Source organism: Paraburkholderia sp. UCT31 (assembly GCF_014397655.1).
GTDB classification, from domain to species: Bacteria; Pseudomonadota; Gammaproteobacteria; order Burkholderiales; family Burkholderiaceae; genus Paraburkholderia; species Paraburkholderia tuberum.
The window spans coordinates 1-26,524 of sequence record NZ_VZQP01000006.1; the positions used below are offsets into that span (position 1 = coordinate 1).

20 protein-coding genes and 2 pseudogenes are annotated in these 26,524 nt (G+C 61.0%); 11 read left to right on the top strand and 11 right to left on the bottom strand.

Annotation, left to right across the window (positions count from 1 at the left end):
* Positions 1 to 130 precede the first annotated feature (130 nt).
* The 4 genes and pseudogenes from F6X40_RS43175 to F6X40_RS05895 form a co-directional block, all read left to right on the top strand.
* A pseudogene (locus tag F6X40_RS43175) lies at positions 131 to 325 on the top strand (VF_A0006 family four-cysteine protein); the annotation flags it as partial.
* A 321-nt stretch (positions 326 to 646) separates the two neighbouring features.
* A complete protein-coding gene (locus F6X40_RS05885) occupies positions 647 to 1,036 on the top strand; it encodes a VOC family protein (protein ID WP_187627118.1) in 390 nt (129 codons plus the stop codon).
* A 340-nt stretch (positions 1,037 to 1,376) separates the two neighbouring features.
* Positions 1,377 to 2,796, top strand: a pseudogene (cysS, locus tag F6X40_RS05890) (cysteine--tRNA ligase).
* A gap of 299 nt (positions 2,797 to 3,095) precedes the next feature.
* Entirely contained in the window at positions 3,096 to 3,899 is an 804-nt protein-coding gene (locus F6X40_RS05895) for a lipid II flippase Amj family protein (RefSeq protein ID WP_187627119.1), read from the top strand.
* Positions 3,900 to 4,139: 240 nt separating this feature from the next.
* Here the strand turns inward: F6X40_RS05895 and F6X40_RS05900 are convergent, their stop codons facing one another.
* The 4 genes from F6X40_RS05900 to F6X40_RS05915 all read right to left on the bottom strand — a co-directional run bounded on the left by F6X40_RS05900 (position 4,140) and on the right by F6X40_RS05915 (position 11,558).
* Entirely contained in the window at positions 4,140 to 4,715 is a 576-nt protein-coding gene (locus tag F6X40_RS05900; RefSeq protein WP_187627120.1) for a GNAT family N-acetyltransferase, read from the bottom strand.
* Between the two features lie 430 nt (positions 4,716 to 5,145).
* Positions 5,146 to 6,705 (bottom strand): FAD-dependent monooxygenase, encoded by a 1,560-nt coding sequence (locus tag F6X40_RS05905; RefSeq protein ID WP_187627121.1) that lies wholly within the window; start codon positions 6,703 to 6,705, stop codon positions 5,146 to 5,148.
* Between the two features lie 672 nt (positions 6,706 to 7,377).
* Positions 7,378 to 10,326: an EAL domain-containing protein gene (locus tag F6X40_RS05910; protein ID WP_187627122.1), complete on the bottom strand. Its 2,949-nt coding sequence runs from the start codon at positions 10,324 to 10,326 to the stop codon at positions 7,378 to 7,380.
* A complete protein-coding gene (locus F6X40_RS05915) occupies positions 10,323 to 11,558 on the bottom strand; it encodes an ABC transporter substrate-binding protein (RefSeq protein ID WP_262421393.1) in 1,236 nt (411 codons plus the stop codon). Before F6X40_RS05915 ends, F6X40_RS05910 begins: the two co-directional genes overlap by 4 nt.
* A gap of 659 nt (positions 11,559 to 12,217) precedes the next feature.
* On the opposite strand from F6X40_RS05915, the gene F6X40_RS05920 reads away from it, so the two are divergent.
* Positions 12,218 to 12,532, top strand: a complete 315-nt coding sequence (locus tag F6X40_RS05920) for a DUF4148 domain-containing protein (protein WP_184024579.1) — start codon at positions 12,218 to 12,220, stop codon at positions 12,530 to 12,532.
* A 274-nt stretch (positions 12,533 to 12,806) separates the two neighbouring features.
* Here the strand turns inward: F6X40_RS05920 and F6X40_RS05925 are convergent, their stop codons facing one another.
* Entirely contained in the window at positions 12,807 to 13,055 is a 249-nt protein-coding gene (locus tag F6X40_RS05925; RefSeq protein WP_129961873.1) for a hypothetical protein, read from the bottom strand.
* A gap of 184 nt (positions 13,056 to 13,239) precedes the next feature.
* A complete protein-coding gene (locus F6X40_RS05930) occupies positions 13,240 to 14,286 on the bottom strand; it encodes a squalene/phytoene synthase family protein (protein ID WP_187627124.1) in 1,047 nt (348 codons plus the stop codon).
* Between the two features lie 519 nt (positions 14,287 to 14,805).
* On the opposite strand from F6X40_RS05930, the gene F6X40_RS05935 reads away from it, so the two are divergent.
* From F6X40_RS05935 to tehA, 3 genes are all read left to right on the top strand, one after another.
* A complete protein-coding gene (locus tag F6X40_RS05935) occupies positions 14,806 to 16,371 on the top strand; it encodes an ATPase domain-containing protein (RefSeq protein ID WP_222946009.1) in 1,566 nt (521 codons plus the stop codon).
* A gap of 6 nt (positions 16,372 to 16,377) precedes the next feature.
* Entirely contained in the window at positions 16,378 to 16,728 is a 351-nt protein-coding gene (locus F6X40_RS05940) for a response regulator (protein WP_187627125.1), read from the top strand.
* 180 nt (positions 16,729 to 16,908) lie between these two features.
* Entirely contained in the window at positions 16,909 to 17,931 is a 1,023-nt protein-coding gene (gene tehA / locus F6X40_RS05945) for a dicarboxylate transporter/tellurite-resistance protein TehA (RefSeq protein WP_187627126.1), read from the top strand.
* A 65-nt stretch (positions 17,932 to 17,996) separates the two neighbouring features.
* Here tehA and F6X40_RS05950 read toward each other — a convergent pair whose 3' ends face one another.
* Positions 17,997 to 18,488 carry a DUF4126 domain-containing protein gene (locus tag F6X40_RS05950; protein WP_090807556.1) on the bottom strand — a complete coding sequence of 164 codons (492 nt, stop codon included), beginning with the start codon at positions 18,486 to 18,488 and terminating at the stop codon, positions 17,997 to 17,999.
* 340 nt (positions 18,489 to 18,828) lie between these two features.
* Between F6X40_RS05950 and F6X40_RS05955 the strand changes: the two genes are divergently transcribed.
* A complete protein-coding gene (locus tag F6X40_RS05955; RefSeq protein WP_184024562.1) occupies positions 18,829 to 19,707 on the top strand; it encodes a LysR family transcriptional regulator in 879 nt (292 codons plus the stop codon).
* 4 nt (positions 19,708 to 19,711) lie between these two features.
* Here the strand turns inward: F6X40_RS05955 and F6X40_RS05960 are convergent, their stop codons facing one another.
* Positions 19,712 to 19,963 (bottom strand): hypothetical protein, encoded by a 252-nt coding sequence (locus tag F6X40_RS05960; RefSeq protein ID WP_184072863.1) that lies wholly within the window; start codon positions 19,961 to 19,963, stop codon positions 19,712 to 19,714.
* A 40-nt stretch (positions 19,964 to 20,003) separates the two neighbouring features.
* Positions 20,004 to 20,525 (bottom strand): lecithin retinol acyltransferase family protein, encoded by a 522-nt coding sequence (locus tag F6X40_RS05965; RefSeq protein ID WP_187627127.1) that lies wholly within the window; start codon positions 20,523 to 20,525, stop codon positions 20,004 to 20,006.
* Positions 20,526 to 20,974: 449 nt separating this feature from the next.
* On the opposite strand from F6X40_RS05965, the gene F6X40_RS05970 reads away from it, so the two are divergent.
* Both F6X40_RS05970 and F6X40_RS05975 read left to right on the top strand, forming a co-directional pair.
* Positions 20,975 to 21,262 (top strand): hypothetical protein, encoded by a 288-nt coding sequence (locus F6X40_RS05970; protein WP_090807566.1) that lies wholly within the window; start codon positions 20,975 to 20,977, stop codon positions 21,260 to 21,262.
* Positions 21,263 to 21,267: 5 nt separating this feature from the next.
* Complete coding sequence (locus F6X40_RS05975) at positions 21,268 to 22,038, top strand: PP2C family protein-serine/threonine phosphatase (RefSeq protein WP_187627128.1); 771 nt, start codon at positions 21,268 to 21,270, stop codon at positions 22,036 to 22,038.
* A 45-nt stretch (positions 22,039 to 22,083) separates the two neighbouring features.
* Here F6X40_RS05975 and F6X40_RS05980 read toward each other — a convergent pair whose 3' ends face one another.
* A complete protein-coding gene (locus tag F6X40_RS05980) occupies positions 22,084 to 23,436 on the bottom strand; it encodes a sigma-54 interaction domain-containing protein (protein WP_187627129.1) in 1,353 nt (450 codons plus the stop codon).
* Complete coding sequence (locus F6X40_RS05985; RefSeq protein ID WP_187627130.1) at positions 23,433 to 26,501, bottom strand: peptidase domain-containing ABC transporter; 3,069 nt, start codon at positions 26,499 to 26,501, stop codon at positions 23,433 to 23,435. The genes F6X40_RS05980 and F6X40_RS05985 overlap by 4 nt, the downstream gene beginning before the upstream one ends.
* Positions 26,502 to 26,524 lie beyond the last annotated feature (23 nt).

The window sequence follows — 26,524 nt, forward strand, 5'->3', positions numbered from 1 at the left end:
CATGATTCGGCTCCTGCTGGAGAACGAGGCGGATTGCCTCATTCGCCAACATAAAACCGCGTGACCGGCCTCGCCCTGACCTCCCGCGTCGGACCGGAGCCCTCTACCGCGCGAGCGGTTTCGTTCGCCGTTGGGAAACAGTCAGAGCAGCTTTGCGGCTCGCCAGATCAGCAACTCGTGCGACGCGATTTACAGAAATGGCGCAATGCTTTTGCCGCGCGAAAGAGCGTATCACCTGTGTGTCCTGCAAAATGTGCAGACCGTGAGAGGAGCATTTGCGGTCAACGAGATACTGCATGCATGCCGACGTCAAAATCAGATGTAGGACGGACGCCATTGACGATTGCAGCCCTGAGATTCGCAAGATTTAATTTCGATTGCGTTCATTGACCTCGCCCCGTGGAAACGTGGCGAGACACTGGCACGAACGGCTGCTTCCGGAAAATGCCAAGGTCCGCTTCGGGTCCGACTGCTGCCCGACCCGAGGCATCAATGGCGGAGCACGCCGCCAGCTCATCGTCGGACCGGGCGCGGCCACAACCGGTCACTCGGCAAAGCGGCGAGAATTGGCGACAATTTTCGTTCGACGTATCCTTGAGGATCGATGTTCTAACACTCTTGGCCAACGACCCGATAACAAAGCCCGATGCAATCACATCTCAGAATCGCCAGGCCTGTCAGTGACCTTTCGCGGGCAGAAAGCATGTATTGCGCCGCGCTCAGCCTGGTTGTGCTGGCAAAATTTCAAGACCATCAGGGGTTCGATGGGGTAATGCTCGGACGTTCCGGCATGGACTATCACTTCGAGTTCACACAGTGCCGCCAACATCCGGTAGCGCCAACACCGACACGTGAGGATTTGCTGGTGTTTTACGCCCCGGATCGAGTTGAGTGGCGGTCGACTTGCGATCGCCTCGCCGAGAGCGGATTTGTTTGCGTGACTTCGCTCAACCCTTATTGGGATGTGTCAGGTAGAACATTTGAGGATCACGACGGCTATCGAATCGTTTTGCAAAACTCGGCATGGTCCTCATGATGCATGCGTAATGCAACTGGACGTCAGCTCGATCGCTTTGCAGCAAGTCGCCCGGTCGCGTAAAAGGCAAACTCCGGCCACAAGCCGTCACTCGACAGTGGCTCTCGAAAGCGGCCGCTCACTGACATTGACCTAAGGAGCGGCAGGCTCTAACATGCCTTTCATGCTCGCTTACGCCCATTCCCCCTTCCGCCTTGTCCACGCATGCTGTCACGACCTGCCAGGGGGAGCTTGCGTCTAGCGCGCCAATCTGCGTCACGTCCAAGCCTCAACTGGCCACCCGTTGCGAAACCGGTGGCCTTTTTGTTTTTCACGATCGCTCCACCACGCGAAAATTCCAATGCCACTCGTCCTATATGACACCTGGTCGCGCGCCGTGCGCCCCTTCAAGCCGATACAACCCGATCACGTCGGCCTGTATTGCTGCGGGCCTACGGTGTACGACCACGCGCATATCGGCAATCTGCGGACCTATGTGTTCGAAGACGTGCTCCGGCGCGTCCTGATGCTAAACGGCTACCCCGTACAGCACGTCGTCAATATCACCGATGTCGGTCATTTGGTCTCCGATGCCGATGAGGGCGAAGACAAGATGGAGAAAGGAAGCCGGCGAACAGGAGAGTCGGCATGGGCGATCGCCGAGCGTTATACAGAGGCTTTCCTGGCCGACTGGCGAGCGCTCAACTTGCTGGAGCCTTCGGTCTGGTGCCGCGCAACCGACCATATCGCGGCATATCGCGGATCAGGTCGCCTTCATTGTCACCCTTGAACGCGCCGGTTACACGTACCGGACCGCAGATGGCGTGTACTTCGACACCAGCAAGCAGGACGATTACGGCTTTCTGGCTCGCCTCGACCATGAGGGCCTGCAAGCCGGCAAGCGGGTTGCACTAGGCGAGAAAAAGCGCGCCACGGATTTCGCGCTATGGAAATTCAGCCCCGCTGATTCCCGGCGCCAGATGGAATGGGACAGCCCTTGGGGACGCGGCTTTCCCGGCTGGCACATCGAGTGCTCGGCGATGTCGGCCAGGTACCTGGGGTCCTGGTTCGATATTCACTGCGGAGGTGAAGACCACATCGCCGTGCATCACAGCAACGAAATCGCGCAGACGCAAGCCGCGCACGGTACCCGGCTCGCCAACTTCTGGATGCACGGCCATTTCCTTACACTGGACGCTACGAAAATGTCCAAGGCGGGCGGTGACTTCCTCCGCCTGCAGACACTGGTCGACCGCGGAGTCGATCCGCTGGCGTATCGCTACCTGTGCTTGACGGCGCACTACAGAAGCTCCCTGCGTTTCAACTGGGATGCGCTTGAAGCCGCAAAGGTCGCGCTCGACCGGCTACGCAACGTCTATGCGAGTTGGCCCACCGGTGGTACGGCGGATGAGCGTTTTGTCGCCCGGTTCAACGCTGAGGTCAATCAGGATCTGAATCTGTCCCGCGCACTAGCCGTGCTGTGGGATCTGGTGAGGAGCGATTTGCCTCCTGCCACGCGACGGGCCACCGTTGACAGCTTCGATTCGGTACTTGGGTTACGACTGCCCGAGTGGCAGCCGGACAAGCGGGATATCCCGGCAGACATTGCTGCGTTGGCCGAGCAGCGCGAAAAGGCGCGCGCCAACAGGGACTGGGACCAAGCGGACCGCCTACGTGACAGATTGAGAGCCTTGGGATGGCAAATCGAAGACGGTGAGCGCGGGCAACGACTGATCCGGACTGTCAAAGGAACGACGATACTTGGGGATGGCTGCGTATGACGCTCGAAAGATTGGCGGCTGTGCGTCCTATGCGCTATGCGGGGCGCACAACGCGGGCGAGATGGCAACGGCTCGGCGCGACCGGTTGAACGTCTGCTTCGCGTGCGATCGACGGCCCGCTCCTGGTCGCTTTATGCCTTTTGCATGAGGTGCACACCGCAGACGATCGTCGTGCTATGTCGCGGGACGCAGTGCGGCAAATTTCGGACTTTCGGTATCGACCGTCTATTTGGTGACAATCGAACCGGGCGGTGGCGCTCCGGTAGACTTCAACTCCTGCCCAACCTTGCCGGGATTGCATGGACCCCCAGCTTTTTATCATCTGCGGACTTACATTCGTAATTCACGTCATCGCGACACTGGCTTACGCTGTGCGGATCGCGGGTGTTCGCACTCGGCGTATCGCTGTGTCGTTTTCTCTGTTCGGAATCATCGCCCTTGTCTCCCGCACGGCGAACTCCTTTCAAGGGCCGTTCATAGCTAAGCGCGTCGAGCTTGATATCGCTCGGCATCTTGAGGGTGGCCTGCTCGGTGACTTTCGGCTCTTCCTGATTACCGCGACGGCGGCAAGCATAATCGGCGCGTTACTGATCCCAACGTTCCAGCGCTATTTCAGTCGCGCCGTCGAGCACTTCCAGGCTAATCGTTCATTGTCACGCCTGTTGCTCCACATTTTTAGCCGCGGCGGCATCAACTATCTGCGGGACGGCGCGCGGGTTCCGTCGCGCCAAAACATCGCCCAGCTAGCGAGCGGTACCGGTGTCTCCGCGACGGTGATAGTTCTCAATATCTTCGCCATGGCGATCTGGACTGTCGGCGTTTTCGCGTCGCTCTACGCGGGATACCTCAAGCCAGATTTGCGCGTGACGTGCGCCAATCTATCGTCGGTCATTAATGGCTTTGCGACCGTAGTGTTAGCGGTGGTCATTGACCCGCAGGTTTCCGTCATGACGGACGACGTCATCGAAGGCCGAATCCCCGAAAACACCTTCCGGCGAGCGATCACTACCCTTGCCGGGGCGCGTGTTCTCGGGACTGTGTGTGCACAAATAATGCTCGTACCGGCCGCGCTCATTATCGTACGCGTCGCCGAGCTGATTTAGAGCGCAGTGTGCCATCCTCGGACGCGGTGATTGACCGATCACGGCGATAGTAAGGCCGCTCCGGGATTCGTTAGCGCCGGCATCAGTCAGGCTCGATCCGGCCAATTCCAGCCGCTCGACATCACCGCCGAGATTATCGACGATCCAGGTCGCGACTCGGACGCTGGGTAACTAGACAGAAATCATATGGGCAGTGTCCGCCCATCAGTCTCCGCCCCGTATTACGCCACCAATTTTGGCCTAGTGAAGATCGTCCGGGTTGACCAGTGACGTAAGTACGTGATCGGCCCAAGAGCCATTGATCTTCAAGTACGATCGAGCCACGCCTTCCTTCTCGAAGCCGAGTCGAGCCAGCAAGTGTCTGCTGCGGACGTTCTCCGGTCGATAGTTCGCCATGATTCGGTGCAGTCTCAAACCGCTGAACACATGCTCGATTGCGGCCGTCAGGCCCTCTCGCATCAGTCCTTTCCCTTCGAACATCGTTGCAACAGAGAACCCGAGATGACACGCTTGGAACGGTCCTCGAACGATATTGGTGAAGTTGCAGTCTCCGATCAACTGACCGCCTTCCCGTTCAAACAGCATAAGATGGAGAGCCGTACCCAATGCGGTTTGATGAGCCATCGCGCGGAGTCGGTCAGCGATGGTGTCCAATTCAAAAAACCTCTCTGGCCTCGACGGCTCCCAAGGCTGGAGATGCATTCGATTAACCGTGTGATACTTCTGTAGTTCGCTCGCGTAATCTTCACTAACGGCGCGCAATATCGTACGTTCGGTCACCAATCCATCGACGGGATACGTTGTAGCAGGCGTCATTGTTGTACTTAGCAGTTCGTGTGAAATTCAAGGCGGCATTGTATCGGAGCCGAAATTGGCGTGATCAGCGCCTTCGATGTCGAATGACCATGTGTTTTCGACCCGACGACGGTTGGGCGCGCAACCAACGGGCGAATGGCGAGCGCAAAAAGCAATGAACAGAACGGGGCGCATGAAATTTCGCTGCTGCCAGCGCCCAAATTGTCAACGTGCGGTCGCGCTGTCAGTTAAATGAACGTCCGCTTACCGGCATCGCGACTGGCTCGAACGGGTCGGCTCATGCCTTTTGCATAGCTCGCACGCCCGAGACGATCGTCGCGCTCGTTCGTCGGGCGCTGGTCGGCCAGTTTCGGCCGCTCGTCAGCGCTTGCAACCCGTCACCTGATTGACGCTTCCGCCTGGGAAACGGCCCTTCAGATGTTGCTATCCACTAGGCGGATTCACCCGCATCCTCAGGTTCGCCGAACCATCGCGATAAGGCCTGGACAGCCTCCTCATCGTCAGGGGCGGCTTCACCTGCCCAGGCGACGAACCCGTCAGGACGCACCAGTACAGCGCGCAAACCCAGCCGATCCCTGGCGTCGCGTGCGACATAGGTGACCCGTGCTCGCCAGCGCCTCGCCAGCGCTTGAAGCGATGCCCCTGGATCGAAGTCCAGGAAGAGGCCCTTCCCTTCGCGCAGGAGGCTGCCGACCTTCGTTCCGTCGACCAGTTCGAAATCAGGAACGCTGCGGCCTACTAGCGGATGACTGCTGCCAAGATCGTAGCGGAGCGAAACGCCCCACACGCGTTCGGCGAAATACGTCGCGCCATCACGGGTCTCGATGAGATCACGGATGACGGCTTCGAGCGCGCGCGCGCTTTGGGTGGGTCGCATGAGTGCGACTTGCGCGCGCGACCAATCGAGAACGCGCGCTCCCACCGGATGCCGCTCCAGTTGATAGCTGTCGAGTAGCCCGGCCGACGCGTCGCCACGGATCGTGGATGCCAGCTTCCAACCCAGGTTCATCGCGTCCGCGAGCCCGAGATTGAGCCCTTGACCGCCCAAGGGAGAATGAATGTGCGCGGCATCGCCCGCGAGCAGCACCCGTCCTTTGCGATACGCTGTCACCTGGTAGGCGCGATCCGTCCAGGTGGTAGCGAGCTGAAGGTTCGTCAGGGTGATCTCTGTGCCGGACACGCGGCGCAACACCGCCTGCACATGCTCCAACGTGATCGGCTGGATCCGGTGAAAGGCGCCGCCGTCGAATTCCACCATCGCGATCGTGCCGGGCCGCGCATAGGTGTACATGCCAGTCGGCGTATAGTGCCGGCCGGGGCGGAGCGCTTCCGGGTCGGCCATCTCGACTTCGACGGAATAGCCGGTGAACTCAGGATCGGTGCCGACGAATTCGAAGGCGCCTGCCTTTCGCATCGCACTGCGACCACCATCGCAACCGACAAGCCAGCGTCCGCGAAAAGTCTCCCCACCAGCATGAACGGTCACATCTTCGTCTGACACGTGAAATTCGCCGGCGCTGAAGCCGCGCCGGATCTCGCTCCCCATCGCGCTGGCTCTGCGGGCGAGGACGGTTTCGAGTGTCTCCAATGTGACTGCCATGCTGGTGTCGGCCGGGCTTGGCAGGCGATACGGCCACTTCGAGGTGTCGATGTCGTCGTGATAGAACTGGATGCCCGCGAAATGACCGGCTGGTCGGCGCGGCTGTTGCATCCAGTGCGCGGTCGTCGCAGTCTTGCCTGCGGCATCATTCTCACGCTGCGCCGCGACTACCTCGTCCAGCAACCCGCGACGGTAGAGGGCTTCAAGGGTGGGCGCCGAAAGGCCGCGCATTCCGAACGGAAGGCGCTTCAAGGGAGAGTGTGGGTCTTCGGCGCGCTCCAGCATCAGGACCGATAGGTCCAACATGCGCAGCTCGCAGGCGAGAAACAGGCCGACGGGGCCGGCCCCGGCAATCACGACGTCATAGATATCTTGATGATGCTTGTGCATGAACTACTCCATTGTCGATGTCCGACCGGAGCGTTCCTCAGGTTGAGAACCACACGGACGAACGTTTGGACGCCTGGACAGCGTCAGATGTTCGTCGTGGGGATCTCATGCACGAGGCCAAAGACCAGAGCTTTCGTTACCGAAAGGACTTGGGCTTACCAAACCAAGTCTGCCTTTTCCGACACAGCGTTATAGCATTGTGACGATGAGGCGGCAACAAGCAGCGGCGGTCAAGGCCGTGCGATTGAGTTTACGAGAGCTTTGCGAGCGTGAGGATGTCAACGTCTGAATCCGCCCCCAACGATCGGACATTCAGCCACTGCAACCTCCAATGGCCGCAACGGGTCGACCTCTGCCCGACGCGGACTGATGAATGGCGGCTCACTCGGCGTGTTAAACGTCGGACTGGGTTCGGCCACAAGCCGCCGTTGGTCGATGCCTCGATATACACGTTCAGGCGTATCTTCAAGCCTGCAAACGGACTTTCGAGCGTTGAGTCCATCTGTCGCGAGACCGGCCTTTGCGGCCGTTGGCGCCCCGTCCGATCGCAGCCTGTCCAATGGCTGCTCCCGAAAACTCGGAGGACTGAGGTCGAACTGTTTTCGACCGTTCGAGACTACCGTAACCGGGGCTCGTTTCTCGATACCTGGCATACACTCGTTCGGCGATAGCTCACGATTCGTCGCGCACCTCCTGGTGAGCCGCCTGCCTGGCTGTCGGCCACACCCGCTCCTCAAATTGATCAGATGGAACCGGCTCCGAATACAAAAAGCCTTGCGCAAAGTCACAACCCACGGCGGCGAGAAAATCACGTTGATCCGTCGTCTCGACCCCCTCGGCAATAACCTGCAATCCCAACTTGTGAGCGAGCATGACCATTGCTTCGCAGAGCGCCTGATTGCCGCCGTCGAAACCGAGGTTCTGTACGAATGAACGGTCGATCTTGAGATAATCGATGTCGAAGCGCTTCAGATAGGCTAACGACGAGTAACCGGTCCCGAAGTCGTCGATCGAAATCCCGATTCCTGCCTCGCGGAAACTCAGCAACTTCTCGTTCAATTCTGCGTCCAGTAACAGCCCTTCGGTTATTTCAATTGCCACGCTCTGTCTAGGCATGCCTTGCCGAATGAGGTATTCCGACCATTGGATACACACCAGATTGTCCTGGCGAATCTGCACCGGTGAAATGTTGACACTGATCTGAAACGATGGATGGAATCGTCGGCGCCATTGACGCGCCTGGCGCACGGCCTGTTTGAACACCCAATCGCCGATCGGAACGATGAGCCCCGTGTCTTCGGCCAATGCGATGAAATCCACTGGACTGATCGTGCCGCGCACAGGGTGCAGCCAGCGAATTAGCGCTTCAGCTTTGTAAATTTCGCCAGTCGCCAGATTGACGATAGGCTGATAATAAACACGGAACTGTTCGGCTTGCAGGGCGGTACGTAGATCGCTCGTGAGACGCCGGCGCTTTTCTGCCGCCACTTGCAACTCGGGCGTAAAGTAATGGAAACGGTTGCGCCCCGCGGCTTTGGCCGCGTACATGGCCTGGTCGGCATTCTTGAAGAGAACATCCAGTTCTGTCCCGTCGTCAGGGTAAAGCGTGACTCCGACACTCGCAGAAATGAAAGCCTCGTCCGGACCAAGCTTGAAGGGTTGGGCCAGCGTGGCGATGATCGTCTTCGCGATCTGTTCGATGCTCCCGGTGTCGTCCAACTCGGGCAGAATCACCGTGAACTCGTCACCGCCAAGTCGAGCGACCGTGTCGAATTCACGCACACACGAGGTAATGCGCCTCGCGGCCTCGATCAGCAGGATGTCGCCCATATCGTGTCCGAGCGAGTCGTTGACCTCCTTGAAGCGGTCGAGATCGATCAGCATCAAGGCCATCGGCCGCCCGGAGCGATGGGACACGCCGGCTTCATGCTCGAGACGGGCATGAAACATCTGGCGGTTCGGGAGATGGGTCAGCGCATCGTAATTAGCCTGTTTCCATATCGTTGCCTCGAATGCCATCCGGTCCGACAAATCACGACCGACCGCCAACACGGAGTTCACCTCGCCCGACGCGTCGATCTCTGGAGTGAGCCTGATATGGCTGCACTGTTCCTGTCCGTCCTTACTGAGCCATCTCAGTTCGAATTGGCGACTTTTCCCGGTTGTAATGGTTTCGCTGATCTTCTTCTCGTAAGCCAGCGCGTTAGCACCGCCCGGTATCTCTGAGGGCCGTTTGCCGAGCGATTCGCGAAGGCTGCGGGCCGCCGAGACACAGAAAGCCGGATTGGCGTAGGTGCGGCGCAGCTCCCGGTCGTAGCGCGTGATCGTGTCAGGTGAATTCTCGATCAACGTGCGCGACTCCTGCTCTTTGGCGACGAGCTCGGCCGTTCGCTCGATGACCGTCTGCTCCAAGGTAGCGTTGATCTCGTTGATCTTCTGGATCTTCTGCCCGATCGCCGCACTCATTCGTTCGAACCTGTGCGCCAATCTGCCCAATTCATCCTTTACGCCAATCTCACTGCGCGCGTCCACCGATGCCTCCGCCTCTGCGCCTGCATCGCTACCGGTGTCGTCCATCCTTCGCACCAGATCTTTGAGCGGTACAGAGATGCTGTGTGAAATGAAGTTGGCGAGAAAGATCGAAAGCAGAAACCCCGAAATGCCCACCAGTATGATCTGATCGCGTACGGACTGTGCCTCCGCCGTCAACTTCTTCTCCGGGATCGTACTGACCACAAACCATTTTGTGCCGGCGATACCCGTGTATGCAGCGAGATATCGGCCGCCATTCTTGCCATGGAAGTCGACGAAGCCATTTGGCTCGCCGTGCGGATCGGCGTTTGTGATTCTTTCGAGCAGACCCGGTTCAGCCTTTCCGTCGGTGCTCATCGAAGAGCCGTCGGCACGAACAATCAGCTTGTCGCTGCTGGCGTCAAGTACATAGATCTCCGTTCCACTGCCCACGGCGACGTCATTGAAAATCGATGAGAAATACTCGGGGCGAATCACTAGAACCAGATTACCGATCTGCCGATTGTCGCTCTTGCCGATGATGGCGCGCACCATCCCGAGATCTTGCTGACCGGCCCCGTTGTCATAGCTGCCCCAGTAAGGCCGGCCATTTCGATCGGGAGCCTGCTGGACCAGATGCACCACACTCCGCGTCAATTGCGCGAACGCCTGGGTGTCCGTGATCCGGTTGTCCTTGTCCAGAAAATATTTCTGGTTGATGAAATCAACCGCGCCGTAGTGCTCCAGGAGCAGTCGGGTCAGATCCTGGCGAGCTTCGCTCTGCTCCTTTTCATTGCCGTGTGCGATGCGGGTCAGCGCGTCTTGAACCTGATCGGAGAGCACCAGAAGGCTGCTCTCCGTCTCGATCTGCTCCATCCGTAACGAGATGTTTTTGGATACCTGTTTGACTACCTCTTTGGAAAATATCTCCGCTTTGTGCTTGAACTCTGCTGTTGACTCCACATACGATATGTAGCTGGAGACAAGTATCGGTATCAGCGAAAGCAGGATAAACGCGGTTATCAGCCGGTAGCGAATTTCGACCCGGCGCAGCAGATCCAACGAGAAGTAGGCGAATGCGCTTCGCAGCCAGGCGATCAGTGGGCTCATTTGTAGTGCATCTTCGCTTCATTCTTAATAGACTCGTCCAGGAGTTTTGCAGCCTGCATTGGCGTGATTTTCCTGAACAGCACATCCTGTATCAATCGATGCAAGCGCTCGATGGAATTGGAGGGTAGAAACGAATAGTACGGGCTGCCGGTCACAGCATAGCGACTGACCATGTTTGTGTAGTCGACAATCTTCTGATCGCTCACCACCGTCCCCGGGAACTGCTTGAATGGAGAAATGTTCTGGCGCTTGATCTGGAGGATGGAAAACCCCTGCCCAGCGACGAACTCGAGAAAACGCATTGCCGCGGCCTTGTTGGGCGTTTCCGACACCGCAAACCCGGTTTCGCTGCCGATCACGGGCACCACCTGCTCGCCTGGCGCGTTCCAGGGCGGGATGAGCACGCCAACTTCAAAGGGATTGCCGTGCAGCAACAGACCGGCTGCCCAGCTACCGTGAAAAGCCATCGCGACTTTGCCCTCCTTGAATAGCCGTATGCCATCATCGTAGCCAGTTGTCGTGAACGATTCCTGTACGAAACCCCGTTCCGGCATCAGCCTGATCCTGGCGAAAATATCCGCTACCTGGGGGGTGTTCAAATCCAGCGTGCCATCGCTGATTTTGTCCTTCCAGTCTGGCTCGCGCGCAACCACATTGTTAGCAAAGCCTGAACTGAAGGGGCCGTTGCCGAGCATATTTGGGAAGCCGCCGTTCCACATTATTGGCGTATAGCCCGCACGTTTGAGCTGTTCGCAAACCGCCAGGAATTCGTTGAAATTGGTCGGCAGCTCCCTGATCCCCGCCTTCGCAAACATGTCCTGGTTGTAATAGATCAAAGTCGTAGCCATTCCCCCCGCTATTCCAAAGTGCCTGGATTGGCGACTGGTCCAGTCCTTTTTGAGAGGATCGAGCATGTTGTGCCAGGCGGATGTCTTGCTAACGTCGGCGAGGAGCCCTTGATCGGCCAGGTCGGCCGCGTAGGCATTCGGATTGATGCTCACCAGATCGGGCAAGTTGCCGGAGGCGATCCGCGGCTTGATATTTTCTTCCACCGAATTGCCAATCATGAACTGCACATCCACGTGTATGTCCGGATTCAGCTTGCTGAATTCGGCAGCAATCTGAAGCATTTCTTCCGGCCAGTCAGGAGCCCAGACCAAGGCGGTGATGGTGGTACTGGCCGGCCCGCTCGTGCTCGAAGAATCGTGGTCTCGCTGATGGCAACCGCACAACGAGAAAAGAATGAAACAGGCCAAGACCGACAGCAAGGAGCGGAACTCAGTTTGTCGCACGTGGGGTTCACTTTTTCAGGTTCGGCATGGATTGGGCGGCCCTCGGCAGAGGCTATGGGCGCATTCGATGGCAAACCGGTGAAACTTTCATCGCGGTCGAATCACTTGCGTAACCATGGCGGCGTCCCTGCAGCGGTAAGTTGTGACGAAGCCCGGCATGCCACTGCGCATTTCATCACAAATCTTTCTCGCTGCCGGCCGATCTTTTGTCATCGACGACGCCTATCGATCGGCACCTGAATGTTTATAAAACAGGGCTGCTTAGAGCTCTTGACGGGTCGGCACTCACACGGCATATCGGCAACAGACGCAGATACTTTAACTAAAGGGAGCCCGAATCTCGCCGGCATGACGGGAAGTCGCCGATACGAGGGGAGCGGCTCAGACGTCACCGACCTCGCATAGTTTTCATTTCCTGTGACACCGGACACACGTCTACGCGTTAACCCTAAAAGTTCCGTCGCTTTATATCAATTTTCGCAACAAACATTACATATCTCACGACTTACTCTGTCAAGTTCGCCAAATTACAATGCAATCACTGACTACGAACAAGCAAGTTCGCAGCAAGATAAAACCCTGAACTGGAGGTAAGTATCATGAAATCGCTGATTCAAGCCGTTGTCATCGCCGTCGCTGTCGCCGCTCCGGTCGCCGCGTTCGCGCAAGCCAACCAGCCCGTGACCCGCGCTCAAGTGCGCGCCGAGCTGATCCAACTGGAAAAGGCAGGCTATCAACCTGGTCACGCCGACCCGCACTACCCGGCTGACATCCAGGCTGCGCAAGCCCGCGTCGACGCGCAAAACGGCGTCGGTCAAGCCGCTACCGGCTTCGGTGGTGTGGTGAGCGGTACGTCGCAAACGAGCCATGCGGCTCCGACGAGTGGCCCGAAGTCGGTCTACTTCGGTCAGTAAGCGGTAGGTGGCAGGCGGTTCGTCAAGCGCAGCTGTGTGGCCACGAAGCCCTACGGCGCAACGAACCGCGAGCACTTCCAAATAGCGCGTCCTTGCGACGCGCACCCCGATTCAAATGAACTGGCCCGCGACTCGGGTATCTCCGAGCGCGGGCCAGTTCGTATGTGGTTACCTCCGTCATCGGGCTCCCGATGACTTCGCCCAGGCCTTCACGGTCTGGGCGCTTTTTCGCGCCGCTCTGCGTGCGCCGCGATGAATTCTCAGCTGCCCGCGCTCAGTCGCGTGCGATCAGATTGCCGACCTGGCCGCGCCCGGTCACGAGGCAACTCGACAGGAAGCTCTCGCTCTGCGCGCTCGCGCCAGCGTCACCAAAGCCCTTTTTCAATGCGTCCGATTTGACGAGCGCCGCGCCCTGGTGACACGTAATCGTGCCGACCTCGCCCGCCTGCGCACGCATCAACGCCCGATCCGCCATTAGATAGCCAAGCAAAAGCACCAACGCAATATTGAACGCTTGTCGCATGGGTCGTCTCCTTTTCGAAGAGACTAACGTGAAGCGCGAATGCAGTGGCCTGGGGCTTTCCCGATTGTTGAAGATTCAATGATCCAGAATAAATCGCGGCTACTGCGGGCGATTCGTAGTGCATTGAAGCGATTCAGTTTTATTCGATGCGCGTGACTGTGCGCGCAACCGTAGGCGTTTACGCCTACAGCCGAGTTTCGATCCGCGCGATGCGGCTATTGATCGCATGGCGCACCAGCGCATTCGACGGCACCAGCAGCAGCGATGACGCGATGATCCGATACACGTCATGGCGCGTCACCTTCGACACTTTCGCCGGATCGAGCCACGCGTCGTTATCCGCGAGCAGCAGTAAGGTGTCGAGGCCGATGAGGATCGGCCACAGGCAGGCGAGCCGCAAGCGCACCGCGCTCACCGGAATCGCGAGCGTATAGTCGAGCGCCGCGCGGAAATGATCGAGCGTCTTGCGCAGCAGTTCGACGAGCAGCGGCCGCGCGCGCATCGAATTGGCCGGTTGCAGCAGATCGCGCGCGCTCAGACCGTGGCGCTCGAGCATGCTCTGCGGCAGATAGCAGCGGCCGATGCGCAAGTCCTTTCCGCAATCGCGCAGCACGTTGGTCATTTGCAATGCCTTGCCGAAACGCACGCCACGCTGCTTCATCGTGTCGGGCTGTTCTTTCAGCGTGCCCGGCATGTGCGCGTAAGTCATCGTGGTCCAGAACTCGCCGACGCAGCCCGCGACCAGATACGTATAGCGATCGAGTTCATCGCATTCGCGCAGCGCCGCGATCTGGCCGGAGCGTTCGTCGGGGAACGTGCGCAGATCGAATTCCATGCCCTCGGTCAGCGTCGTGACGATCGCGCGCACCGCGTGGCGGTCGGACTCGCTCAGTTGCGCGAGCACGTCGAGCGCGGGGCTCAACGATTCGAGCAGCAGCTTTTCATCCGACTGCGCCTGCTGACCCGCGACTTCCGCGGCGATGCGCTGGAACGGCGCGCTGTCGACGGCCACGCCATTGACCTGAGCGCGCAACGCGAGCAGCAATTCGAGGCGTTGGCCCGGCGCGATCAGCGAGGTGTCCGCAATCGTATCGGCCGCGCGCGCGAGCAGATATGCAAGGCCGATCGGATCGCGCATGCCGATGGGCAGCACGCGCAGCGTCAGATAGAAGGAGCGTGAAACGCCTTTCAGGAGCGGGCCGAGAAGAAAGGCCCGGGTCGGATTCGGCATGGGTTGGATCGGTTGGCAAATAGGCGGGTGAAAGCCCGCTGGGATCAGGCGCTGCCGAATTGTATACGGCGCGGCGCGTCACCCGGTACACCATGAACCAGCATCAGAAGCTGTCCGCCGAAGCCGGCGCCGCTCGCAGCCGTCGTTCGCAGCCGCCGTTCGAACCTGCACCTGACCTATCTGATCGGCAGCCTCGAGCGCAGCCTGCGGCGCCGTATGAGCGAAGCGCTCGCCTTTCGTTTCATTGCATCGGTTTGCAAATTCGACCGGCCACCGCACTTCACTCCCCACTCATACCGCATGCACCGGGCTCCTCGCCGCCGGCCTTTTTCGCCCTCTCACGCCGCCCTGTCGAGCACACGCCGTTCGCCGGGCACGCGTTGCCGGATAGACTCCCCGCATTTCACGCTGCGGGACACTGTCGCTCGCGATCGGGAATGGGGATTGCTGCCACAACGGGGTTGAGCACAGGACGGTTACGACCAGGCCGTCGCTTGCACTTTGAACGACACATCGACAATGACTACCGACGCATCCAACACGTCTCGCCCGTCCGACGCGGCGCGACCTGACGCGGCCCGGCCTGACGCGGCCCGGCCTGACGCGGCCCGGCCTGACGCGGCGCGGCCTGACGCGGCGCGACGCAATGTCGAAACCGGCGTGCCCGGTTTCGACGAGATCCTCGGCGGCGGTCTGGTGAGCGGTGGCGTCTATCTACTGGAGGGGATGGCCGGCGCCGGCAAGACGATCCTGTCGAGCCAGATCGGTTTTCATCGGGTGCGGCAAGGCGAGAAAGTGCTGTACATGACGCTGATCGCCGAATCGCACGACAAGCTGCTCGGTCACCTGAAAGGCCTGAGCTTTTTCGACGAAGCCGCGGTCGCGCAGCAGATGCTGTTCGTGTCCGGCTATCACGAGCTGATGCAGGACGGACTCGACGGTTTCCTGAAGCTGATCGCGTCGAGCATCTACGACTACCGGCCGAGCCTGATGATCATCGACGGCTTTCGCAGCGCGCGCGAATTCAGCGAAACCGAGCTGTCGCTGTCGAAGTTCATCCACGAGCTGAACGCGCTGGTCGCCGCGATGGACTGCACGACACTGCTGCTCGCGCCGCTGTCGGGCAACGAGTCGCATCCCGAGCACACGCTGGTGGACGGTCTGATCGAGCTGAACCGCTATCACGACGGCATGCGGCGCGCGCGCGAAATCGAAGTGCACAAGATGCGCGCGCGCGATCATCTGATGGGCAAGCACTTCTTCCGCATTGCCGGCAGCGGGCTGCTGATGTTCCCGCGCCTCGAAGCGCAATGCGCGAAGCAAGCGGGCCCCGTCGATCTGAAAGCCCGGCTCGGCTTCGGCTTGCCGCATCTGGACAACCTGCTCGGCGGCGGCTTCGCGCAAGGCTCGACGACCACGCTGATCGGCCCGTCGGGCGTCGGCAAGACGCTGCTGTGCCTGCAGTTCCTCGCGGCCGGTCTCGCACGCGGCGAGCGTTGCGTGTATCTCGGCTTCTACGAGGGTCCGCAGAGACTCATCGGCAAGGCCGAAGCGGTGTCGATCGCGCTTGCCGACGCGTGGCAGGACGGTCGTCTGATGGTGCTTTGGCAGCCGGCGATCGAACTCGCGGTCGATGAAATCGCGTCGAAAGCGCTCGCCACCGTCAAGCAGACCGGCGCGACGCGCATCGTGATCGACGGCGTCGAGGGCTTTCGCGATTCGGCGTTGCGTACCGAGCGCTTCGGCCTGTTCCTGAACGCACTGCTGCATCAGTTGCGCGAAGCGGCCATCACGACGCTCGTCACCGAGGAGCTGCCGCTGTACAGCGATCCGGGTCACGCGAAGGCCGTGCGCGTGTCGGCGCTGACCGAAAACCTCGTGCTGCTGCGCTACGCCGAGACCGAAGGCGGACTGCGGCGCGTGATTTCGGTGGTGAAGCAACGCGAAAGCGCGCACGACACGTCACTGCGCGAACTGTCGATTTCGTCGCAAGGACTCGACGTGATCGACGGCTCGCCCGGCGCCGCGGGCATCCAATCGACGCCGGGCCTGTCGGTTACGCTGCAATCGCGGCGAAAAACCTAGCCGCTCATGAAAACCATTCTGGTGGTGGACGACGAGTTCGACATCCTCACGGTGTGGCGGCTGCTGCTGGAACGACACGGCTATGCGGTACGGACAGCGTCGAACGGCGCCGTCGCGCTCGAACTGGTCCGCTCGAACCGGCCCGGTATCGTCGTGTCCGATTGCATGATGCCGGTCATGTCGGGCCTCCAGTTGTGCGCGGCGCTGTATGAGGACCCAGAGCTGCGCGACATTCCGATCATCCTGTGCAGTGCCGCATCGGACATTCCGGTGCAGCCGAATCCACATATTGCCTACGCGCGCAAGCCGCTTTCGTTCGACCGGCTGCTGGCGATGCTGGTGCGCATGGGTGGTTGACGGCCGCCCTTCCTCCCCCCGTCTTCTCTGCCCCTTTCCCCCGCTAAAACACAGCTTGAGACGCTCGCGCCATTTGTCGAGCGTTTGCAGCGTTCTGCGATTCTCCGTGGCCTTTTACAGTAGGCCATCGATCGCGCATGGCCAGCAACCCGCAGCGCGACGCAACTTTCGGAGGTCGTCATGAACAGCAATCGTGGTGCGGTTCCCGCTGGCTTCTTGAGCATCGCGGTGGGCTCGTTGGCGCTTGCCAACCTGTGGCGCGTCGCAATCCGCCTGTGGCACTTGCCGGCCGTCGCCGGCAGCGTGGTGACGATCGCGGCGCTCGCCGTCTGGGTCATCATTCTGTTCGCCTACGCGCACAAGTGGTTCGCACGGACCGCCGACGCACGCGCCGAACTGGACCATCCGGTGCAGTCTTCGTTCGTCGCGCTCGCGCCGATCTCGACACTGCTTGCCGCGCAACTGCTGCAGCCGTACGCGCATACCCTCGCGGTGACGCTGTACGGCATCGCGGCGATCGCGCAACTTGGGCTCGGCGTCTATCTACAGGGCAAGCTGTGGCAAGGCGGCCGCAAGCCCGAACTGACCACGCCGGCGATCTATCTGCCGACGGTCGGAGCGGGCTTCGTCGCGGCGGCGAGCTCGGCCGCATTCGGCTTCCATCAACTGGGCGAGCTGTTTTTCGGCGGCGGCATGCTGGCGTGGCTCGCGCTCGAATCGATGATCCTGCATCGCGCCGCCGTGCATGAACCGCTGCCCGAAGCGCTGCGCCCGACCCTCGGCGTGCAACTCGCGCCGCCAGTCGTCGGTGGTGTCGCGTATTTGAGCCTCACCAGCGGCACGCCCGATCTGTTCGCCTACGCGCTGCTCGGCTACGGTCTCTATCAGGCGCTGATGCTGCTGCGTTTGCTGCCGTGGATCCGCCAACAGGCATTCGTGCCCGGCTACTGGGCGTTCAGCTTCGGCGTAGCGGCGTTGCCGACGATGGCCCTGCGTCTCGTCGAACGCGGCGCGACGGGTCCGATCGAATTCGCGGCACCGGTTCTGTTCGTGGTGGCGAACGCGATCATCGCGATTCTGGTCGTGAAGACGCTTCAGCTGCTCGTGCAAGGCAAGCTGATGCCGCCCGTGGCGGCGAGTTCGACGGCGGCGGCGCCGGTCACGCAAGTCACGACGGCCGCGCGAATCGCCCGGGTTCGATAAGCTGCGGGCAGCGACCGAACGCGGCGGCGACGCGCAAAGCGTCCCGCCGCGTTTTTGCGTTCGTGTCAGAACCCGTGCAACGACACGACGATCAACGCAGCCGCGACGATCGCGACCACGTCCTCGATCAACGCCGCGGGCGCATCGCGCCCGAACATGCTGGCGAGCGAACTGCGCACCTTCGCGCCGCCGAGCGTGCCGATCACCGCGCCTACCGCGCCGACCACCGCGCCCACCACCCCGACGATCATGCCGCCCGCCAGGCCGCCATGCGCGCCGCTGATCGCCGCGCCGCTCAGCGCACCGAGCACGATTCGCGCGCCGAACTGCAGCGGCACCTTGCGGCTCGGCGTTTCGGGCAATTGATCCGTGATCAGTTCGATGACCGCCAGCACGGTGAAGATATACGGCGTGGCCGCGAAGCCGAGGAAGGCAAGCGACGTGCCTTGCAGCGGCAGCCATCCCAGACGCGCGGCCCAGCTGACGGCGGTGGGGGCGATCATCGAGCGAAGGCCGGCGACGACGCCAATCAGCAAGGCCAGAACATACACGGACATAGCGGACTCCCGATCGAGGGCAATGATGCAAGGTTGCACGAGCCGACGGCTTACCTGGACGAACGTCGGCAGAACATGTCGAGCATTCCATCTGGACAGTCAACTTCTCACCACCTACATCGAGGCAATCCGTGGCGGCCGTTCACCGTTGCTCACAATTGCCGGCTCTTCATTGCCGACTCGCCACCGCGCGTCTGGCGCGGCGCCGGGCATACGATGGCCCCCGTCGATGTGGCCCTAGTGTCGCACAATTCGACGGGCGAATAGCAGACAGGGAGTCGGCGAAGTGGGCCGATGGTGATAAGTTAGCCCACTCACAAGAAAATCTTGTATCTGCACCATGAGACCGTATCTTCCGCTCAACGCGCTGCGCGCGTTCGAATCGTCCGCGCGGCATCTGAGCTTCACGCGCGCGGCGCAAGAGCTGAACGTGACCCAAGCCGCGGTCAGCCAGCAGGTCCGCTCGCTGGAGGAGCGGCTCGGCACCGCGCTATTCAAGCGTTTGCCGCGCGGCCTCGCGATGACCGACGAAGGGCTCGCGCTGCGCCCCGTGCTGTCCGACGCGTTCGATCGTATCGAGGCAGTGCTCAAGCAGTTCGACGGCGGGCATTTTCACGAGGTGCTGACGGTCGGTGTGGTCGGCACGTTCGCGGTCGGCTGGCTGATGCCGCGCCTGAAGTCGTTTCGCGACGCGCATCCGTTCGTCGAGCTGCGGCTGCTGACCAATAACAACCTCGTCGACCTCGCGACCGAGGGCCTCGATTTCGCGATCCGTTTCGGCGACGGCACGTGGCCCGGCTCGCTCGCCACCAAACTGCTCGACGCGCCGCTCGCGCTGCTCTGCACGCCCGAGATCGCCGCGCGCCTCGCACGGCCCGACGATCTCGCCAACGAAACGCTGCTGCGCTCGTACCGCATGGACGACTGGATGAACTGGTTCGCGGCCGCGGGCATCGCGCCGCGGCCGGTGCGCGGACCGGTGTTCGATTCGTCGCGGTTGATGGTGGAAGCGGCGATACAGGGCGCGGGCATCGCGCTCGTGCCTGCGTTGATGTTCGAACGGGAGATCAATACCGGGCGTCTGGTGCGCCCGTTCGACGTCGAGGTCAAGGCGGGCAGTTACTGGCTGACCTGCCTGAAGGGCAAGCCGATGACGCCGGCGATGTTGCTGTTCAGTCAGTGGCTCGCCAAGGAAGCGGCCACGGCGGGTCACGCATGAGGTCCTACGCGGCCGTGCGGCAATACCCGTTCATCGCGGGCCGCTCGGCTTGCGGCGGGAACACGTTCCACGAACCGTCGCCGTGGCGGAAGAAGAAAATCGACAGCAATCCTTCCGGCTTCGACGCCTGCACACATACATAGCGTTGCTGTTGCGACGCGCGATGGCAGAACCGCACCACGCGCGCGGGCATCGACGGCGTGGGTGCGAGCCATTTGTCGACGGCCCAGTGCAAGCTTTTTTCCGCGGCTACCATGATGTTCTCCTCGAATCGTCCCGTTCCTGACGCGCTGCGTTCACGCGAGTTGCGCGAGTTGCGCCACGCGGTGTTCGTTCCTCGCCCCGCTCTCGACAAACGCCTTCACGAGGCACAGCAGTGCGCGCATGCCCGTGCCCGGATGGCGCAAGCAGCAATGCACCTGTTCGCTGCGGCTTTCGCCGAGCAGACACCACGCGCAGAAGTGTTCGCAGTTGTTGGTCAGCAGGCGATAGCGGTTTTCGCCGAGGCGGGAGCGCGCGCGGCGCACCGCATCGGCGCCGACGTAGATCGCGCTCGGCGTCGCGCGAACCGACAGCGAATGGCCGGCGGCGAAGCGCGCGAGTTCGACTTCCTCGACCGGTCCGGGATGCGCGGAGGCCGCAAAGCCCGAGTAGTGCACGACGCGGCCGTTGCCGACATAGATGCCGTGATGTTCGTAGCCGTTGCGTTGCGTGACCAGGTGCGCGCCGATCGGCAGATCGATCGTCGATGATGCGGTGTCGCAAGCGGCTGCGGATTGCGGGTCGTCGTCGCGTGTACCGAGCGTTTGGGTGTTCATGGCTGGCCTCGTTCGCATTCCAACACTGTTGCGACAGCTTTTGCATCATCCGGGCCAGGCGCCGGAAAACCCCTGTTTACAGGGTTGACGGCCGATCGAGCGGTTTTCTGAAGAGGAAGATGTCAGGACGGGACCAACAGAAATCGCGCTGATCTGTTGGTGTGCGACGCTCATTTGCGAGCCGTGTCGCGCATTGATTTCAACTGCATGGAGAACCCGTGGGACCCCGCCGAATGTGTTGGGTCTCACACCTGTTCGAATGTGGGCTTGTTGGCCGCGAGCCGACCGATCGCGTCGACCGCATTCGTGGTAAGGCCGCGCAAGCCGCGCCAGTCAATGCGCCGCGGGCTTCGCGTCGAATCCGCCCCCGATTGGCATGGCCTTTGCACCATCTGGTGCAGAGTCCATTCAGCCGCGCGCATTGCGCACGCGACCAACCGGAGAACGACATGTCCTGCATCAAATTGAACGACCTCTCGCTGAACCTCGCGCTCGATCGCAAAGCGATGGCGGCGATTCGCGGTGGCGGCGGCGCGCCATGGATCTATGGCTGGATTCAGCCGTACGTGCCGCAAACGCCGAGCATTGGGCCGGTGGTCAATCTGTACGAGGTCTCCAACAACTTCTATGCTAACCAGATGATCAACCAGTTCCAGTCGGTCGACGTACGCAACACCGGCGCGAACGCGAACCTCACCGTGTCTCCCGACGCACGCAACCGAAACGATATGGTGTAGCCGTTGTGACATGCGAGAGCCAATTTCGCTGGACGTCGTCCGCGCGTTCCGACCCGGGACGGGTCCGCGAAATCAACGAAGATGCCTGCCTCGACGAGCCCGAAGCGGGACGCTGGGCTGTCGCCGATGGGATGGGCGGTCACGCGGTCGGCGACGTTGCCAGCCGCACCGTGATCGACGCGTTGACTCAACTGGCGGCGCCGCACGGCCTCAGAATGCTGATCGCCGATGTACGCGCGCGTCTGCAAACCGCGAACCGTCAATTGCGCGACGAAGCCGCGCGCCGCCAGGTGCAGCGCATCGGCAGCACCGTGGTCGTGCTGCTTGCATGCGATCGCTTCTGCGGCTACGTGTGGGCCGGCGACAGCCGCATCTACCTGTACCGCGCGGGGCAATTGCGGCAACTGACGCGCGATCACAGCCAGGTCGAGGAGCTGCGCTCGCTCGGCGTCATCACCGACGAAGAGGCGCGCCATCATCCCGCGCAACACATGATCACGCGCGCGGTCGGGGCAACGGATTCGCTCGAACTCGACGACGACGCGATCGAAGTCGCCGACGGCGACGTGTTCCTGTTATGCAGCGACGGTCTCAGCAACGAACTGAGCGACGACGAGATCGCCGACGTGCTGACCACGGCGGAGCGCGAAAACGCATGTTGCGAACTCGTCGACCTCGCGCTCGCGCGCGGCGGGCGCGACAACATCACCGCAGTGGTCGTCGAAGCGCGGGACCCGAATGCGGCGGACAAGACCTTGCTGAACCCGGCCCCTTGATGATCTTCAGGCGCGCGTTTCACCGAGCGTTCAGTGGTCCTTCACTCAGCCTTCGTCGTCTTCCTCGTCGCGCTCGTTCGCGCCGTTCTTCGTGGGCGGCGCATTGCGATTGCGGAAATCCTTCGAGTGCAGGCCGTGCTTTTTCAGCAGCATCTGCAAGTGCGAGCGATTCATATCGATGCGCCGCGCCAGTTCGGCGACGGTTCCGCTGACTTCACGCAGTCCGCGCTCGAGGAACGCTTTTTCGGCGTCGTCGCTGGCCGCCCGCTTCGCGTCGCTCAACGACATCAGATTCGCGACGCTGATCGGCTGCTCGCCGCTCGCCTGTCCGCCCTCCGCCTGCGCCGCCGAACCGGGTGCGGCGGGTCGCATATCGAGCGGCAAATGCTCGACGTCGGCCATGTCTGCAGCCAGACATGAGATGCGGTACATCACGTTGCGCAATTCGCGAATGTTGCCCGGATACGCGTAGCTCAATAGAAAGTCCCGCAAACGCGGCGTCAACCTGACTGGCCGGCGTTTCAGCGTGCCCGCCGCTTCGTCGCCGAACCACGCAATCAGCAACGGAATTTCGTCGCGCCGTTCGCGCAGCGGCGGCAACGTCACGTGAATCACGCTGAGCCGGTAGAACAGATCCTCGCGAAACCGGCCTTCCTCGCTGAGCTTGCGCAGATTGCGATTGGTCGCCGCGACGATGCGCGTATCAACCGCGATCGTTTCGTCGGAGCCGACGCGTTGAATCTCGTGCGCCTCCAGCACACGCAGCAGCTTGACCTGGCCCGCGAGCGGCAACTCGCCGATTTCGTCGAGAAAGATCGTACCCGTATGCGCGCTTTCGAATTTGCCCTTGCGGTCGTTCGACGCGCCGGTGAATGCGCCCTTGCGATGCCCGAATAGTTCGGATTCGAGCAGATTGTCCGGAATCGCGCCGCAGTTCACCGAAATGAACGGCTTGTCCGCACGCGCGCCGTTCGCGTGAATCACTTTCGCCATCAGCTCCTTGCCGGTGCCGCTTTCTCCATCGATCAACACCGGCAAATCGGTTGGCGCCGCTTTTTCCGCGATTTCGAGCGATTCGAGCAAACGCGGGTTGTCGCCGAACGTGCCCTCGAAAATGAAGCTGCGTTCGAGTAGTGCCTTGCGGCGCGCACCGCGCGATTGCTCCGCGCTCGTCTGCGGCTCGCCCGCGGTGGCCGCCTGCACGAAGCGCTCCTTGTGCGAAAGCTGCATCACTTCGTCGCGCAACGACGTGGCCTGCCTCAGCAGCTTGTCGATATCGGCGCGTTCGAGCCGCGACGACCAGCGCAACGTGGAGCGCAGGATCTCGATCCGCTCGATCAGTCCCGCGTACGATATCGCGGGACTCGCCTCTTCAATCTGGTCGAGTATCTTCATCATGATGCACTCAACTGTTTCTGCACGAGCTGATAGTACATGCCGCCGCGCTGGATCAGCTCCTCGTGACGGCCCTGTTCGACGATCGCGCCTTCATACAGCACGAGAATCTTGTCCGCGCGCATGATCGTGCTGAGCCGATGCGCGATGATCACCGCCGTGCGGCCCTTCAGGATGTCGTGCATGTTGCCGAGAATATTGCTTTCCGATTGCGAGTCGAGCGCCGACGTCGCCTCGTCGAACACGAGCAGACGCGGATCGTGATACAACGCACGCGCAATGCAAAGCCGCTGGATTTGACCGCCCGACAAACCGATGCCGCGCTCGCCGACGATCTGCTCATAACCGAGCGGCATCTTGCTGATGAAGCCATGCGCGTCGGCCATTTTCGCGACTTCCTCGATGCGGCGGCGCTCCGGCGCGTCGTCCCCGCTTGCGATGTTCTCGGCGATCGTGCCCGAGAACAGCAGATTGCTTTGCATCACGTAGCCGATTTGCGCGCGGAAATAAGTCTTGTCGATCACGCCGGAGTCATAGCCGTCGATCGTCATTTTCCCTTCGCTCGGCTGATAGAAGCCAACCAGCAGCTTCGCGAGCGTGGTTTTTCCCGACCCGCTGCGCCCGACGATCGCGACCAGTTCACCCGGCTTGATATCGAAGCTGATGTTCTCCAGCACATAAGCGGAATCCTCCTCGCCATAGCGGAAGTACACGCCTTGCAGGCTGATTTCGCCTTGCAGCTCCGGCAGCATCACGCGCGAGGGCAAATCCTGCGGCTTCTGTTCGGGCTCGATATCGAGCACATCGCCGAGCCGTTCCATCGCGACACCCGCATCGTTGAGCATGCTCCACAAGCCGACGAGACCCATCAGCGGACTCAATACGCTGCCCATGAATGCATTGAACGCGATCAGCTGACCGATCGTCAATTCACGCGCGAGTACCAGATTCGCGCCGACCCAAAGAATCGCAATCGTCGTTGCCGCATTCAGCAACTGACTGCCAAAGCCGACCAGAATATTGAATGCGTGAGCGCGATACTGCAATTCGAGCGCCTTTGCGTATTTCTTCTCCCAGCGCAACCGTACCGGCCGCTCGATGCCCATGCCCTTGACGGTCTCGACGCCGGCCAGAGCTTCCATCAGGAACGACTTCGCCTCGGTCGACGCCGTGAACACCTCGCGTGCGTAGCCCTTGATCTTCGGCGTCGCGATCACCGTGAGCCCCATGATCGGAATGACGAACGCGATCAACACCAGCGTCATCTTCACGTTGTACACGAACATGATCGTGAAGTAGATGAAGATCATCAGCAGATTCAGCGCGGTCGTCACGGTGGATTCGGTCAGGAACGCGCGGATCGTCTGGTTTTCCTGAAAGCGCGCGAAGATATCGCCGGTCTTGCGCTTCGCGAAGAACGAGAACGGCAGCGACAACGTATGCTTGAAGAACTGCGACATCATCGCGAAGTCCATGTTGCGAACCATGAAGTTCGCCAGATACGCGCGAATCGTCGACATCAGCTGCGTGAAGACATTGGAGATGATGAGCCCGCCGATCAGCATATGCAGCAGACTGACGTTCTGATGCACGATCACGCCGTCCAGAATGTTCTGAATGATCAGCGGTGGAATCACGCCGAGCACCTGAATCACGAAGGTCGCCAGAAACAGATAGCCGAGTATCTTGCGGTACGGCTTCAGATAGCCGACAAAGCGAATCCACGGCGAGCGCTCGGCCGACATCTGCAGCAGCTGCGATCCGCCGGTAAACAATAGGCAGGTGCCGCTCCACCCGCGTTCGAAATCTTCGACGCTCAGCTTTCTGAAACCGAGTGCCGGGTCCGCCACCCAGACATGGTCTTTCGACAGCCCGTACACGACCACATAGTGATAGCCCTCCCAATGCACGATGAACGGCAGATCGAAGCCGCGCAGCGAATCGAACGTGCATTGCACGCCGCGCGTCGTGAAGCCGAGCGACTCGCCCGCGCGCGCGAGGCTGTCGAGCGTCGCACCCTGCGTCGTCACGTTCGCGAGTTCGCGCAATTTGCCGAGCGTGATCGGAATGCCGTAATGGCGGCAGATCATCGCGAGACACGCGGCGCCGCAATCCATCTCCTCGGCCTGCTCGACGAGCGCGAAACGCCGGATGATCTTCTCGCCGAGTTCCGGTTTGCTCTGCAGGTCGAGCATCAACGGCAGCTTGCGCCGCTGCTCGAGCCGCTTTTGCCGCTGTAATTCGCGGTCGCCATAGCGGATGCGCTCGTCGAGCACTTCTCGCAGTTTCGGATTGCGCTCGAGAATCAAATGAACGGTGCGCTCGGGGATGACCAGCAGCCGCGTGTCGGTGGTTGCAACGACCGATGCCATCTGTTCCTGGCGCATCAGGCACGCCTTCTCGCCGAATATCTCCCCTTTGCCGAGCGTCGCGAGCGTATAGTCGTGGCCCTCCTCCTGCCGCACGATGCGCACCTGGCCTTGCCGCACCACATAAAGCCGCCTGTCGTCGCGGCCGTCCTGTTTCAGAATCTCCTTGCCGGCAGCGACCCGTTTTGCGCCGACGCTGCGCACGTACTCTTCGAGTTCCGCCTTGTTCAGCTTGCCGCGCAGATCGAACAATTGCGCGACGAAGCCCCCGGCCGAATTGATCGCCACATAGCTGGCGACGAACGCCAACGCGGCGGCGTTGCCCGCCATCACCGGTTCGATCGCGCTGCGCGGAATGAACAGCACTTCGGTCTTGCCCGACGAACGTACCGACGCTTCGTGAACGTACGAGCGCAACATCGCAATGTCGGCAAAGATCTCGCCCGACTTGCGCACGCCCATGCTGGATTCCTTGCCGTGCTCCTCGGTGAAGATTCGTACCGTGCCCGAGCGGATCACGTAGAGACCTTCGGCCACTTCACCGGCCGAGCACACCGTTTCGCCGAACGAATAGAACTTTGCCTGCGCGTACTCGGCAAGCCGCTCGATTTCGTCGCGCGAGAACGGCGACAGGATCTCCACCGAAGCGAGAAAATCGGCGGTAGAAGGCGCGGATGGCGCGGTCTGGAGGGCGTCCATGTATCGGTGAGCCTCGCTTTATC